This is a genomic window from Shewanella aestuarii (assembly GCF_011765625.1).
Lineage (GTDB): Bacteria > Pseudomonadota > Gammaproteobacteria > Enterobacterales > Shewanellaceae > Shewanella > Shewanella aestuarii_A.
On record NZ_CP050313.1, the window covers coordinates 3668433 to 3683064 of the forward strand.

Consider the following 14632-nt stretch of genomic DNA (forward strand, 5'->3'; position numbering starts at 1 on the left):
TTAAAAAGCCTCGTTGGAGGCTTTTTTAATGTTGGTAATCTTGTAAATAATGTAATTTGATTTGCTGGTATTGCCCATTAGCGCGAATATTGGCTAGCCCCAAATTAAAACTATCCCTTAATTCTGGGTCATGAAAACTCATCGAATAATTTGGACCATCAAACAGCCTATGAAAGTGCAAAGGTTGTGAAATATCCACATCCCTTCTAATTTGCTGATTAAGCTCTTGAAACACATACCCATCAGCAATCACCACATCTACCCGATTCAAATACAACATTTTGTTTTGCTTTATTTGCGGTGATACCTCGAGATATGCTCGATTTTGTTCAGCCATATCATGAAAGACCTGACCTAATACATTGCGCGCATTCAAAAACGCCACCACGCTATAATTTGCCAGATCAGCGATACCCGTTAATTGAATATTTTTTTTGGCCAAACTAATCGCCACATTTTTATATTGAATATATTCATCAGATAAAAAACCACTCACTCCAGTATGCTTATTCACCGTCATGATGGCATCGACTTTCTTTTGCTCAAAATGAAGCATTTGCCGATTACGAGATGAGAATTGAAACAACACTTTGATATGCTGATCAGCAAATGCAGCACGAATGATATCTAACTCATAACCCGAGCGCTCATCCGGTAAAATATATGGTGGACGAAACATCGCTGAAGCAATAGTAACAGTTTGCGGTTGTAAAGCGTGATGGCTTTGACTGTCATTATTTGCCACTGCATATACAGATATACTGATATAACCGACAAAAATAGCAAAGATAGACCTAATACTGCGCATTGACTGGCTCTGATTATTGTTATTGTTTTGTTAATTGTTGAGCATAGCGTTTTTTTAAACCGCTTGGCAAAATAAAAACAATAAAAAAGCGCCATCAAGGCGCTTATCAAAAATAACAGTTTATTTTAATGCACTTTCTAATGCTTTTAAGCATAGAGCAACATTTTCAGCTCGTGCGCCAAAGCCCATCAAACCGATACGCCAAGCTTTGCCAGCCAACGCCCCTAAACCTGCACCAATCTCAAGGTTATAAACTTCAAGCAACTGTTTACGCACAGCCGCATCATCAATGCCTTGCGGAATATAAACTGCGTTTAATTGTGGTAGACGATAAGCCTCATCCACCACAAATTTAAGTCCAAGCTGTTCAAGTCCTGCCCGTAAACTTAAATGCATCGCTTGATGACGAGCCCATGCGTTTTCTAGGCCTTCGTTTGCCAGTAATCGTAATGACTCATGTAGGGCATAAAGGGCATTCACAGGCGCAGTATGATGATAACTTCGCTTACCGCCATTGGCATTGCCCCAATAGCCCATCACTAAAGTTTGATCTAAAAACCAACTTTGTACTGGTGTTTTGCGGTTTTTTAATTTTTCCACCGCTTTAGCTGAAAAAGACACTGGCGACAAACCAGGTACACAAGATAGACACTTTTGGCTACCAGAATAAATGGCATCAATTCCCCATTCATCAACCAATAGCTCGACACCGCCTAGTGAGGTTACCGCATCCACTATGCTCAAACAGCCATATTGTTGTGCTAGAGCACATAAGCTTTTGGCATCTGACAATGCGCCAGTTGAGGTTTCAGCATGAACAAAAGCTAAAAACTTGGCGTCTGGGTTTGCTTGCAGTGCAGCTTCAACGGCAGGCACACTAACAGGTTCACCCCATTCATTATCAACTACCACTGCAATCGCGCCGACACGCTCCACATTTTGACGCATACGTTCACCAAACACACCATTACGGCACACGATGACTTTTTCGCCAGGCTCGACAAGGTTGACAAAACAGGTTTCCATGCCTGCACTGCCAGGGGCTGAAACGGCTAACGTCATTTCATTTTTAGTTTGAAACGCATATTGAATTAATTGCTTTAGCTCATCCATCATGCTGACAAACAATGGATCTAAATGGCCTATGGTTGGCCGAGCTTGCGCGGCTAATACTTCGGGATAAACATCAGAAGGGCCTGGGCCCATTAAAATACGACGGGGTGGATTAAACGCAGAAATTTGTGCTACGGGCAACATCAAGGTCTCCTTAACTAGGTGCCACTACTCTATTATTTGAGCAGTATTAGTCGAAAAAAATTACCCTACATAAAATGTTAAAACCAACGAGTATCTTCTCGTTTTAGTTAATATGCTGTGATATGTCATTTCCAGCAGGTCTTGCAAGATAGCATACTGGCATCAATAAAGGTGCCAGTTACTATGGATTATTTACTTTTGGAATTTAAAAATAATTGGTAAGCAAGACTTTGGGTTTCTTCTTGGTACACAAAGCCTAAGTCAGTTAGAAATCGAGCAAAAGCCAGATCATCCGATGCCGGTACTTCAAAGCCCGCTAATACACGACCATAAGCGGCGCCATGATTACGGTAATGAAATAAACTAATATTCCATTTACTTTGCAAGGTGGTTAAAAATTTTAGTAGTGCACCTGGATGTTCAGGAAATTCAAAACTAAATAGGCGTTCCTCAAGGGGTTCTGGGGGATGGCCACCCACCATATAGCGCACATGCAGCTTTGCCGTTTCATCATTCGATAAATCTTGCACGTCAAAGCCTTCCAATGTCAGCTTGGCAATAATATCCGTTAACTCGGCTTGACCACCACTTAACCTGATCCCCGCAAATACCACAGCCATATCACGGCTACTAAAGCGATAGTTGAACTCGGTCATGGCGCGTTTATCTAGCAGCTCACAAAAGCGTAAAAAGCTGCCTGGTTTTTCAGGCACTTTGACAGCCAGTACCGCTTCTTTTTGCTCGCCCAATTCGCAACGTTCAGACACATAACGCAAGCTATGAAAGTTAACATTCGCACCCGACAAAATTGAGGCGACCTTCAATGGTTTATCTGCCTCATTGACTAAGTGTTGCAGGTACTTTTTCATCCCAGCAGTAGATAACGCCCCAGCAGGCTCTGCAATAGCGCGAGTATCCTCAAAAATATCTTTGACTGCTGCACAAATTTCATCTGAAGTAACGGTAATCACATCGTCAACATAGTCTTTAGCGACTCTAAATGGCTCTTCTCCAATACGTTTAACCGCAACGCCATCGGCAAATAGCCCCACCTGACTCAGTGTGACTGGTTCACCGGCATCCATGGCCGCTTTTAAACAAGCTGCATCCTCGGGTTCCACGCCAATAATTTTAACCCGTGGCATCACAGCCTTATAATAAGCCGCAATACCCGCAATTAAGCCACCACCGCCCACAGGTACAAATACCACATCAATATCACGTTGCTGTTGTAGCATTTCTTGAGCGACAGTGCCTTGACCTGCGATCACGGCTTCATCGTCAAAAGGGGCAATATACACGCGACCTTCGGTTTCAGATAACGCTTTGGCGTAATCATTAGCTTGATCAAAAGCCTGCCCATGCAGCACGACTGTGCCACCTAAGCGTTTTACTGCATCAATTTTTATGTCGGGTGTCGTGGTTGGCATTACAATCACCGCATTAATGCCAATACTGGCTGCCGACATTGCAACCCCTTGAGCATGATTTCCCGCTGAGGCACACACAACGCCGCAAGCAGCTTGTTCTGCGGTAAGTTGTGCTATCCGGTTATAGGCACCACGTAATTTAAACGAGTGTACAGGCTGCATATCTTCCCGCTTTAAGTACACATCACAACCAAACCTAGTTGATAGTTTTTTCATGCTTGATAGCGGGGTCACCTTGGCAACGTCATACACTGACGATAACAAAATTTTCTGCAAATATTGTTGAGCTAAGGGCATGGGCGATAACTCCAGTTGTGTTGCGGTTGCCACAGATTGCATAGATTAACCTTCCAATTTACTGCGATCACGTACCGCGCCTTTATCAGCACTGGTGGCTAATAAAGCATAAGCCTTAAGTGCCAAGGAAACATAACGCTCACGTGATAGCGGTTTCCATGCTAATGGACCTTTCGCCTCCATAGCTTGGCGACGACGAGCCAGCTCGCTATCTGAAACAACTAATTTGATTGAGCGTGAAGGAATATCAATTTCAATGGTATCGCCATTTTCTATCAAGGCAATGGTGCCACCAGATGCTGCTTCAGGTGAAATATGACCAATAGATAACCCTGAAGTACCGCCAGAGAAACGACCATCAGTGATCAAGGCGCAAGCTTTGCCTAAACCACGAGACTTAAGGTAAGTCGTTGGATACAGCATTTCTTGCATACCAGGGCCACCTTTAGGGCCTTCATAGCGAATAACCACCACATCACCAGCAACAACCTCACCACCTAAAATTCCTTTTACAGCGTCATCTTGGCTTTCATAGATCCTTGCTGTGCCCACAAATGTTAGGTTTTCTTCATCAACGCCAGCCGTTTTTACAATACAGCCGTTTTCAGCCACATTACCTGACAGCACAGCTAAACCACCTTCTTGGCTAAAGGCGTTTTCACGAGTGCGAATACAACCTTCTTTACGGTCATCATCAACACTGTCCCAATAGCAATCTTGACTAAAAGCCGTTTGTGTTGGAATGCCTGCTGGACCGGCGCTGTAAAAACGTCGTACCGCTTCATCTTGCGTTTGGGCAATGTCATACTTGGCTAATACCGACTTTAAATTACCGCCGTTATCTGCTGCAACGTGCGATACATCGGTATGCAGTAAACCAGCTCTATCAAGCTCACCTAGAATTCCCATGACCCCTCCGGCTCGATGCACATCTTCCATGTGATATTTAGGTGTTGATGGCGCAACTTTACAAAGATGCGGCACTTGACGTGACATTCTATCGATATCAGCCATAGTGAAATCGACTTCGCCTTCTATGGCCGCAGCAATTAAGTGCAATACGGTATTAGATGATCCACCCATAGCGATATCTAGCGCCATGGCGTTTTCAAAAGCTTTAAATGAGGCAATACTACGAGGCAATACACTGGCATCGTCATCACGATAATAACGGGTAGCCAGATCCATAACTCGGCGACCTGCTTCTAAAAATAGCTCTCGACGCGCTGCATGGGTCGCTAATAACGAACCATTACCCGGCAGTGATAAACCTAATGCTTCGGTTAAGCAGTTCATTGAGTTAGCGGTAAACATGCCAGAACATGAGCCACAAGTTGGACAAGCACTCCGCTCAATTTGTTTGCTGTCGGCATCGCTAACATTGGTATCCGCACCGGCGACCATAGCATCAACCAAATCAAGCTTGATGATTTTATCTGATAGCTTAGTTTTTCCGGCTTCCATTGGGCCGCCAGACACAAACACCACTGGGATATTTAATCTAAGTGCCGCCATTAACATGCCTGGAGTGATTTTATCGCAGTTAGAAATACACACGAGTGCATCTGCACAGTGGGCATTGACCATGTATTCAACACTGTCAGCAATAAGTTCGCGCGATGGCAAGCTATAAAGCATGCCCCCATGTCCCATGGCAATACCATCATCCACGGCTATGGTATTAAATTCTTTAGCAATCCCGCCGGCCTCTTCAATCGCGCCAGCCACTAATTGGCCCATATCTTTTAAATGCACATGACCCGGTACAAACTGGGTAAAAGAGTTGGCAATTGCAATAATAGGCTTACCAAAATCGGTTTCTTTCACGCCGGTTGCACGCCATAGCGCACGGGCGCCAGCCATGTTACGACCTTCGGTACTGGTTGCTGAGCGTAATTTTGGCATTGATAAGTTCCTTTTCATTGTTGATTTGTCGTGCGCCATTTGTTTCGAGGCGCATCATTTTACAATTCGGTTATGCGTTAACAGTTTTATCTAACGACGCGATAGTTGACACTTTACACTGAGTCACATCAATCAGTTTATCTAACTGATTGCTTAATAATTCAATCGCACGTTCTGCTTCAACCCACAGCTCAATCGCTAAGCTGCTATCTTCATTAGTGTGCATTTGCATTTGCGTAATTTTAAAGCCGCGATGACGTGTAACACGTAAAACGCGCTCAATCACTTCAGGACGTTGTTGCACGGTGAGTTCTAGGTTATGCATCATCATGTTTGCTTCTCCATTTGGTCCATCATCTCACAATTACTTGCCCCAGGCGGGACTAAAGGCCACACATTAAAGCTGTCGTCAATCGCCACATGCAGCATATAAGGGCCTTCGCTATTAAGCATGTCATCTAAAGCTTGCTCAACTTGTTCGGCACGGGTAATGGTTCGGCCCGGAATATCAAATGCTGATGCCATTAAGACAAAATTAGGGTTGTCGGATAAGTCGGTTTCGCTGTAACGCTCTTCAAAAAACAGCTGTTGCCATTGCTTAACCATACCCAGCTTTTGATTATCGATAAGTAAAATTTTAACCGGTAATTGACGACGTTTAATGGTCGTTAACTCTTGCACATTCATCATAAATGAACCGTCGCCCGATACCGTTACGACTGTCGCATCAGGGCGGGCAACCTGAGCGCCAATAGCAGCAGGCAAACCAAAGCCCATTGTCCCAAGACCAGCGCTGGATAAATGATCTTCGGGACGACGGAACCACATATGCTGAGCGACCCACATCTGATGCTGACCCACATCACAACTAACAACACTGTCTTCTGGTAGTTTATTGGCTAATCGCCTAAGCATGGCAGGGGCGTATATCAGCTCCCCAGGGTGATTGTAGTCCCATTGATGTTCGCGTGACATGTCGGAAACAGTCTTACGCCAAGGTTCAATACTCATCTGGTCGACTAACGCGTCTGCCAATGCCGGTAATACTTGGCGCAACTCTGCGCTTATCGCGACGTCTGCGTGACGTAATTTGCCTAGTTCAGCGGCGTCAATATCTAAATGCACCACTTTGGCATGACTGGCAAAGCTAGCTAAGCGCCCTGTCACCCGATCATCAAAACGAGCGCCAACCACAATTAATGCATCACATTCTTGTACAGCCAGGTTTGCCGCTTTGCCACCATGCATCCCCAACATACCAAGGTAACCATCAGTGCCGTGAGCTATACTGCCAAGCCCTTTCAGAGTAGCCACTGAAGGTATCTGGGTTTGGTCGATAAATTGACGTAAATGACCCACAGCGCCAGCCATACCCACACCGCCTCCCACATACAGCATGGGCTTTTTAGCGTTTTTGATTAACTCAGCAGCGGCATGAATATCGGCTGAGTTAAAAGCAGGCTCAAGTTCTACTGACTGTAAAGGCGTTTTGTAATCAAGCTCAGCCAGTTGTATATCTTTAGGAATATCGACTAATACAGGACCTGGGCGACCAGAGGCAGCAATTTCAAAGGCGCGATATAAAGTAGGAATAAGCTCATTGACATCAGTCACCATAAAACTGTGCTTGGTACATGAAAGCGACATACCCAACACATCGATTTCTTGAAATGCGTCTGTGCCAATCACCGCCGTTGATACCTGACCGGTTATTGCTACTAATGGCACAGAATCTAATAGTGCGTCAGCAAGAGAGGTAATTAAATTGGTGGCACCAGGGCCTGAGGTTGCAAAACAAACGCCTGTTTTGCCACTGGCTCTGGCATAACCTAATGCGGCAAATGCAGCCCCTTGCTCATGACGACTAAGCAAATGCTCAACAGGGCTGCCATAGAGGGCATCATAAATTGGCATAATTGCGCCACCTGGGTAACCAAATACCGTGGTGGCACCATGCGCGGCTAACACTTTGATGACGGCATCTGCGCCTCTGATTTTCTGCCCTGCTTCCATATCGTTATCTCTACTTATCGCAATTAAAAAATGTAATCCCTTGAATTGATTTTCATCACACCATAAAACAAAAAAACCCCCGGTCCTTTCAGAGCGGGGGTTTTGGTATTTTGATGACGATTAGGTCAGTCGTTTTGCCAAATGCAGCCCCCGCTGTGATTTAATAATCACCACGGTAATAATTGCAATAATGAGTAGGGCTGTTTGGTTAAACATAATCGAACTGATTTCCTAAAAGTGTTGTTGAATTTCAACTGTGCAACAAGTGATAACATAGATAGTTTACTTAACACAAGCAAAAATCGGTTTTGTAAAAAAAATTCAGCTTCCCTGCCGAGACAATGCAAACAACAAACTAAACATCTAGGGCTGTTCATAAATAGCAACAATCAACAACCTAGAAAAATTTGTTTGGGTGATATACCTGAAAATACCACCCTCATTGATGCCTGTCCGACAACTCATGGTTAATCTTTTAACCTAAACTGAACAGGTACTACATCAGTACATTTTTACAAAAACTTTTTAAATAGACAGCCAACAAACTAGCTAGCTTCAACAATACGCTTCATATCTGTCATGTAGCCACGAAGCTCAGCGCCAACAAACTCTACATCTGTATTGCGAATAGCCTCATTCACTTCAATTAAACGACGATTATCAACACCATTTGAAGTAGATGATAAGCCTGCACCTAAAAACTCTGGTGACATGGCTTTTACATAATCAGTCAACAGCGGTACTGCGGCATGATTAAATAAGTAACAACCATATTCAGCGGTATCTGAAATTACCACGTTCATTTCGTATAAACGTTTACGGGCAATCGTGTTAGCAATCAATGGTGTTTCATGTAAAGACTCATAGTAAGCTGACTCTTCAACAATACCTGCAGCCACCATAGTATCGAAGGCTAATTCAACACCGGCTTTGATCATCGCAACTAAGAAAATACCCTTATCGAAGTATTCTTGCTCATCAATATGCACATCCGAAACGGGGGCATTTTCAAATGCGGTTTCGTTAGTTTCAGCACGCCAGCGTAATAGATTGGCATCATCATTTGCCCAGTCAGCCATCATAGTGCGAGAAAACTCACCACTGATAATGTCGTCCATGTGCTTTTCAAATAATGGCGCTAAAATCTCTTTCAATTCTTCAGCCATATCAAAGGCTTTAATTTTAGCTGGGTTTGATAAGCGGTCCATCATGTTAGTGATACCACCATGCTTCAATGCTTCAGTGACGGTTTCCCAACCTTGCTGGATTAGCTTAGCGGCATAGCCTGGCTCAACTCCATCGGCAACCATTTTTTCGTAACCTAAAATAGCACCTGTTTGTAACATGCCACATAAAATAGTTTGCTCACCCATTAAGTCAGACTTCACTTCAGCAATGAATGATGACAATAACACTCCAGCTCTATCACCACCGGTAGCACTAGCATAAGCTTTTGCAATGTCTAATCCGTCACCGTTAGGATCATTTTCAGGGTGAACAGCAATCAGTGTTGGCACACCAAAACCACGCTTATATTCTTCACGCACTTCCGTGCCAGGGCACTTAGGCGCAACCATGATAACGGTAATATCAGGGCGAACTTGCATGCCTTCTTCAACAATATTAAAACCGTGCGAGTAAGATAATGTCGCACCTTGCTTCATTAGCGGCATAACTGTGTTTACTACGTCGGTATGTTGCTTATCTGGCGTTAGGTTTAATACTAAATCTGCAGCTGGAATCAGCTCTTCAAAGGTGCCCACCTTAAAACCGTTATCGGTGGCTTTTTGCCAAGATGCACGTTTTTCTGCAATGGCTTGAGGGCGTAATGCAAAAGAAATCTGTAAGCCTGAGTCACGCATATTTAGACCTTGGTTAAGGCCTTGCGCACCACAACCTAAAATCACAATGTTCCAATCTTTAATATAATTGCAGCCGTCTAAAAATTCACTGCGGTCCATAAAGCGGCATTGAGCTAATTGGGCTAATTGCTGACGTAAATTCAAAGAGTTAAAATAGTTAGCCATCTGATATACCACCTATACAATTCAGAAATTTGACACTCAACATTTTGACGATTCAGACCATCAAAAGTTGTGATTGAAATCACTATAGCGCAAGCTTTAGATTGCTTAAAATGATATATTTGACATTTGTTATTGCAATATGTGAAATGGTATAGTTTGCTGTAGCAAACAACATAAATATTAAGCTGCTATATGAGGTGCTATGGATATTCGATCGCTAAAACTTTATCTGCATTTATGCAATAGTTTGCATTTTGCCAAAACAGCCGAGCAAACCCATGTCAGCCCATCAACATTAAGCCGGGCTATGCAGCGTCTTGAAGAAGAAGTGGGCAGTAAATTACTGGAACGGGATAATCGCAGTGTTAGCCTCACCCATGCTGGCACTGAATTTAAACGCTTTGCGGAACAAACCTTATCGGAATGGACACAGCTCAAACAGCGAATTGATCCACAGCAAAATGTGTTGCGCGGCAGGCTGAATTTATTTTGCTCTGTTACCGCAGCATATAGTCATTTACCTAGCTTGCTAGATAGATTCCGTCGTGAACATCCCCATGTAGAAATCACTCTAACCACCGGTGACCCAGCTAACTCAATTAACGAAGTACAACAAAACCGTGCCGATATTGCCATTATGGCCTTACCCGAAACCTTAGCGCCCACCTTACACTTTAGTAAAATAGACCATGTTCCATTATCGATTATTGCACCGACCATGCCTTGCCAAGTTCAGCAAATGGTTAACCAAGAAAACATTAACTGGGAGGCACTACCGTTTATTATTCCTGACCATGGACCAGGGCGTCGCCGTGTGGATAACTGGTTTAAGCAAATGGGATTTAAGCCTAATATCTATGCTCAAGTGTCTGGGCAAGAAGCCATTGCCTCAATGGTCGCGTTAGGTTGTGGCGTGGGTATTAGCCCTGAAGTCGTCATTCAAAACAGTCCTGTGCGTGGACGCATCCAACTTATAGCCTCGCCCATTGAAATCCCCGGATTTATTTTAGGTTGTTGCTGTAAAGAGAAACGCACTGATGATCCGCTAATCAATGCTTTTTTACAGGTAATATAACCTCGACCAATAAATCGCCTTTAGAGTAAACCTGAAGGCGAAAGCATCAATCCGTGCAGTAAAGTTAAAGCATAATGATGAGTATGCTCGACTAAATTTAACAGTTAAGGTTGGCCTAACATATTTACTCACTAACACGCCTAATAACCCCAAACACACCAATTAAAAAATATTAGGCTACACTTAGACAGGCATTTATCGATACCGATAAATCAAGTCACTCACCAGCAAATTAAAACATCCTCAGGATCAGGATATAAACAAAAGGATTTGTTAATGGCAATTGCCTGCGTAAACACCCGCGCCTGTTGTGGCGTAGAAGCCCCCAAAGTCACCGTTGAGGTTCATCTGAGCAATGGATTACCCGCTTTTAATTTAGTGGGACTGCCCGAAACGTCTGTCAGAGAAGCAAAAGAAAGAGTTCGCAGTGCATTGATCAATGCCGGATTTGAAATGCCACAGCGACGAATTACCATCAACCTTGCGCCTGCTGATTTACCAAAACAAGGGGGACGATACGATTTACCCATTGCTATTGGTATTTTAGCCGCCTCAGGACAAATTCCTAGTCAACACCTCAATCAATATGAATTTATTGGAGAGCTTGCCTTATCAGGCCAAATTAGGCCCTGCGCTGGTATTTTGCCGGCAATTATAGCGGCTAAAAGTCAGCACCATCACTTGTTTATGCCATTGGATAATCGCTATGAAGCCGAATTAGTAGGCTATCAGCACTGCTATTTTGTCAGTCATTTACAACATCTAGCCGCTTTTATGCATGGCCAATCGGAGTTACCTAGATTAGATAATTTACCGCAATGGATTGAGGATGAACCCGAAGATGATCGCTATCTCTGTATGAGCGAAGTGATTGGCCAGCATCAAGCCAAGCATGCACTAGAAATTGCAGCCGCCGGTGGCCACAATATGTTAATGCTGGGTCCGCCAGGTACAGGTAAGTCCATGTTAGCCAATCGTATTATCCCTTTAATGCCCAAGTTATCTTATGAAGAAGCCATTGAAGTGGCCGCCATTCATTCGGTTGCGGCATTAACAATTAAACCGCACAATTTTTTAAATCGACCGTTTCGTGCACCACATCATACTTGCTCATCAATATCGTTAGTGGGCGGAGGAAGCCACCCCAAACCCGGCGAGATATCGCTAGCACATCGCGGGATTCTTTTTTTAGATGAAATAGCCGAATTTCCAAGAAAAGTACTCGACTGTTTACGTGAGCCAATGGAAACCGGCGAAGTCGTTATATCAAGGGCGGCAGCAAAGCTAACTTTTTCAAGCCGCTTTCAATTAATTGCCGCAATGAACCCTAGTCCTTGCGGCGACACCGAACATGCCAGAGCCACCCCGGATCAAATTATGCGTTATTTATCGCGCTTGTCAGGACCTTTTTTAGATCGCTTTGATTTAACCATTGATGTACCCAAATTGCCGGCGGGTTCGTTAACTCAAAATCACACAGCAACTGAAACCAGCGCGACCATTGCCAAACGAGTACAACTTGCCCGAGATCTGCAATTACAGCGAAGTGGCGTGTTAAATAGTGAATTAAGCCCAAAACAATTAAAACAACACAGTGGGATCAGCCAAAACGACTTAGCATTTCTAGAACAAAGTGTTGTGAAATTAGGCTTATCAGTACGCAGCTTTCATCGGATCCAGCGCGTTGCTCGTAGCATTGCTGATTTACAAAACAGCGTGAATACTGACCGTAGTCATATCGCTCAAGCATTAGGTTATCGCGCCATGGACAGGCTACTAGCAAGTTTAAGTCGACAATAGCAAAATTAAAACCACTACCGATTGAGCAAATGCCCATCTACGAGTAACATAGGTCTCCATTTATAGGAGGGGTAAATGTCGTTGTTTTCGCAAATAAAAGGATCTTTAGCATTCTTATGCTATGTCATTAATACACTCTTTTGGGTTATTCCTATCTTAACTTTTGGAATAATAAAGCTTATTCCTTTGAATTGGATTGATAAGGTTTGTAGTTACGTGGTCGACCATTGTGCCTCGGCATGGATAAGTGTTAACACCTTGACTGAAAAGCTGTTTCATCCCGTAAAATTTGAAGTGACTGGCTCTAACGACTTTGATAAAAAGCAATGGTATATGGTAATTGCTAATCATCAATCATGGGTTGATATTTTAGTCTTACAACGCCTACTCAATGGAAAAATTCCGTTCCTAAAGTTCTTTCTCAAACAGCAATTGTTATATGTGCCAGTGCTCGGGTTAGCTTGGTGGGCGCTTGATTTTCCATTTATGCGCCGTTACAGCAACGCAAAACTGCGAAAAAACCCAAAACTAAAAGGCAAAGATATTGAAATAACCCGCAAAGCCTGCGAAAAATTCAAAACAAAGCCAGTAAGCGTTATGAACTTTGTCGAAGGCACTCGAATAAACCCTACTAAGCATCAAAAACAAGATTCGCCATATCAACATTTATTAAAACCCAAAGCTGGGGGGATGGCTTTCGCTTTATCCGCCATGGGTGAACATATTAATAAGTTAGTCAATGTTACTATTTACTATCCCGAAAAAGTGCCATCTTTTTGGGAATACTTATGCGGTCAAACCAAGCATATTAAAGTTGATATTCAAATCAGTGACATTCCAACAAGGATGCGCGGAGATTATATTAATGATCGCCAATTTAAAATTGATTTTCAGGAACAATTAAATCAAATCTGGCAGCAAAAAGATCAGCAATTAACTCAATTTAAACAAAGCTCTGCTATCGATATAGTTAAGGTTTCAAAAAGCACTCAAGCAAAGCAAAAAGGATAAAGTCGATGCTATCGTTTTTACCAGGCCCAATATTATTTACTATTAGCCTGACATTACTCATTATAAATACCACTATATGGGGCTCATTGCTGACGATTGGCGGCATCATTAAACTACTACTTCCCATTAAAACGGTGCGACTTGGATTATCGCATATCATGAACCGATTCATGTGGTGCTGGGCTGTTTGTAATGGTGGGATTTTAGCGCTAATTTCAAAAATGGAATGGGACGTTGAAGGTTTAGAACAGCTAGACAAAAATGGTTGGTACTTATTAATTAGCAATCATATCAGTGGTTTTGACATTGCTGCACAAACCTATTTACTTCGAAACCATATCCCAATGCTAAAGTTTTTTCTAAAAAAAGAACTGTTATATGTTCCTATTATGGGACTTGGCTGCTGGGCGCTAGACATGCCCTTTATGCATCGCACTAGCCCTGCTAAATTAAAGAAAAACCCCAAGTTAAAGGGCAAAGATTTGGCCACAACACGTAAAGCATGCGAACGCTTTAAGCACTTGCCCACCTCTATCATTAACTATGTAGAAGGTAGCCGCTTTACTCAAGAAAAGCAGCAACGCCAACAATCACCTTACCAACATTTATTACGCGCTAAAGCTGGCGGTATCGCATTTACCTTGTCTGCAATGGGTGAGCAATTTACCAACCTACTGAACATCACCCTAGTTTACCCTGACTCAACCCCTGACGAAGATGTGTTGTTTGGTGTCATGAACGGGCGGGTGAGAAAAGTCGTAATGAAAGTTGAAGTTTTGCCTGTACCACAGGTTGACGCTAAAGCTTATTTCTCTCAAGCCGATTACCGAGTAGACTTTCAACGCTGGTTAAATGATCTTTGGTTAGAGAAAGATAAACAAATCCAAAGTATTATGCTGCAATACACCAATGAGAAAATGGCACAATCAGACACAAAAAACACACAGCACCATTAATAATCTGAACTATAATCTGAGTCAGCTAGCTCATGATCACATTTGTATGTCGT

The 14632-nt window shown here is 43.1% G+C and carries 11 protein-coding genes; 4 read left to right on the forward strand and 7 right to left on the reverse strand.

Going from position 1 to position 14632, the window contains the following annotated elements; translation table 11 throughout:
* Positions 1–25: 25 nt before the first annotated feature.
* From HBH39_RS15945 to ilvC, 7 genes are all read right to left on the reverse strand, one after another.
* Positions 26–808 (reverse strand): substrate-binding periplasmic protein, encoded by a 783-nt coding sequence (locus HBH39_RS15945; protein WP_167679648.1) that lies wholly within the window; start codon positions 806–808, stop codon positions 26–28.
* 120 nt (positions 809–928) lie between these two features.
* Complete coding sequence (locus tag HBH39_RS15950) at positions 929–2065, reverse strand: pyridoxal-phosphate-dependent aminotransferase family protein (RefSeq protein ID WP_167679649.1); 1137 nt, start codon at positions 2063–2065, stop codon at positions 929–931.
* A gap of 188 nt (positions 2066–2253) precedes the next feature.
* Entirely contained in the window at positions 2254–3834 is a 1581-nt protein-coding gene (gene ilvA, locus HBH39_RS15955; protein ID WP_167679650.1) for a threonine ammonia-lyase, biosynthetic, read from the reverse strand.
* A gap of 3 nt (positions 3835–3837) precedes the next feature.
* Positions 3838–5697: a dihydroxy-acid dehydratase gene (ilvD, locus tag HBH39_RS15960; RefSeq protein ID WP_167679651.1), complete on the reverse strand. Its 1860-nt coding sequence runs from the start codon at positions 5695–5697 to the stop codon at positions 3838–3840.
* Positions 5698–5767: 70 nt separating this feature from the next.
* On the reverse strand, positions 5768–6025 hold the full coding sequence (gene ilvM, locus HBH39_RS15965; RefSeq protein ID WP_167680120.1) for an acetolactate synthase 2 small subunit: 258 nt from the start codon (positions 6023–6025) through the stop codon (positions 5768–5770).
* Positions 6025–7710: an acetolactate synthase 2 catalytic subunit gene (ilvG, locus tag HBH39_RS15970; protein WP_167679652.1), complete on the reverse strand. Its 1686-nt coding sequence runs from the start codon at positions 7708–7710 to the stop codon at positions 6025–6027. The genes ilvM and ilvG overlap by 1 nt, the downstream gene beginning before the upstream one ends.
* A 545-nt stretch (positions 7711–8255) precedes the next feature.
* Positions 8256–9737, reverse strand: coding sequence for a ketol-acid reductoisomerase (ilvC, locus tag HBH39_RS15975; RefSeq protein ID WP_167679653.1), 1482 nt, complete (start codon positions 9735–9737; stop codon positions 8256–8258).
* A gap of 202 nt (positions 9738–9939) precedes the next feature.
* On the opposite strand from ilvC, the gene ilvY reads away from it, so the two are divergent.
* The 4 genes from ilvY to HBH39_RS15995 all read left to right on the forward strand — a co-directional run bounded on the left by ilvY (position 9940) and on the right by HBH39_RS15995 (position 14579).
* Entirely contained in the window at positions 9940–10812 is an 873-nt protein-coding gene (ilvY, locus tag HBH39_RS15980; protein ID WP_167679654.1) for an HTH-type transcriptional activator IlvY, read from the forward strand.
* A 276-nt stretch (positions 10813–11088) separates the two neighbouring features.
* The gene (locus HBH39_RS15985) at positions 11089–12612 is read left to right on the forward strand and encodes a YifB family Mg chelatase-like AAA ATPase (protein ID WP_167679655.1); all 1524 of its coding nucleotides are present in this window, start codon (positions 11089–11091) and stop codon (positions 12610–12612) included.
* 75 nt (positions 12613–12687) lie between these two features.
* Positions 12688–13623: an acyltransferase gene (locus HBH39_RS15990; RefSeq protein ID WP_167679656.1), complete on the forward strand. Its 936-nt coding sequence runs from the start codon at positions 12688–12690 to the stop codon at positions 13621–13623.
* A 5-nt stretch (positions 13624–13628) separates the two neighbouring features.
* A complete protein-coding gene (locus HBH39_RS15995; RefSeq protein ID WP_167679657.1) occupies positions 13629–14579 on the forward strand; it encodes an acyltransferase in 951 nt (316 codons plus the stop codon).
* Positions 14580–14632 lie beyond the last annotated feature (53 nt).

What these genes read in the sequence shown, in the direction of transcription:
- HBH39_RS15985 (WP_167679655.1), top strand. Translation starts at nt 11,089, where the DNA reads ATGGCAATTGCCTGCGTAAACACCCGCGCCTGTTGTGGCGTAGAAGCC.
- ilvG (WP_167679652.1), bottom strand. Translation starts at nt 7,710, where the DNA reads ATGGAAGCAGGGCAGAAAATCAGAGGCGCAGATGCCGTCATCAAAGTG.
- HBH39_RS15995 (WP_167679657.1), top strand. Translation starts at nt 13,629, where the DNA reads ATGCTATCGTTTTTACCAGGCCCAATATTATTTACTATTAGCCTGACA.
- ilvA (WP_167679650.1), bottom strand. Translation starts at nt 3,834, where the DNA reads ATGCAATCTGTGGCAACCGCAACACAACTGGAGTTATCGCCCATGCCC.
- ilvC (WP_167679653.1), bottom strand. Translation starts at nt 9,737, where the DNA reads ATGGCTAACTATTTTAACTCTTTGAATTTACGTCAGCAATTAGCCCAA.
- ilvD (WP_167679651.1), bottom strand. Translation starts at nt 5,697, where the DNA reads ATGCCAAAATTACGCTCAGCAACCAGTACCGAAGGTCGTAACATGGCT.
- HBH39_RS15950 (WP_167679649.1), bottom strand. Translation starts at nt 2,065, where the DNA reads ATGTTGCCCGTAGCACAAATTTCTGCGTTTAATCCACCCCGTCGTATT.
- ilvM (WP_167680120.1), bottom strand. Translation starts at nt 6,025, where the DNA reads ATGATGCATAACCTAGAACTCACCGTGCAACAACGTCCTGAAGTGATT.
- HBH39_RS15945 (WP_167679648.1), bottom strand. Translation starts at nt 808, where the DNA reads ATGCGCAGTATTAGGTCTATCTTTGCTATTTTTGTCGGTTATATCAGT.
- HBH39_RS15990 (WP_167679656.1), top strand. Translation starts at nt 12,688, where the DNA reads ATGTCGTTGTTTTCGCAAATAAAAGGATCTTTAGCATTCTTATGCTAT.
- ilvY (WP_167679654.1), top strand. Translation starts at nt 9,940, where the DNA reads ATGGATATTCGATCGCTAAAACTTTATCTGCATTTATGCAATAGTTTG.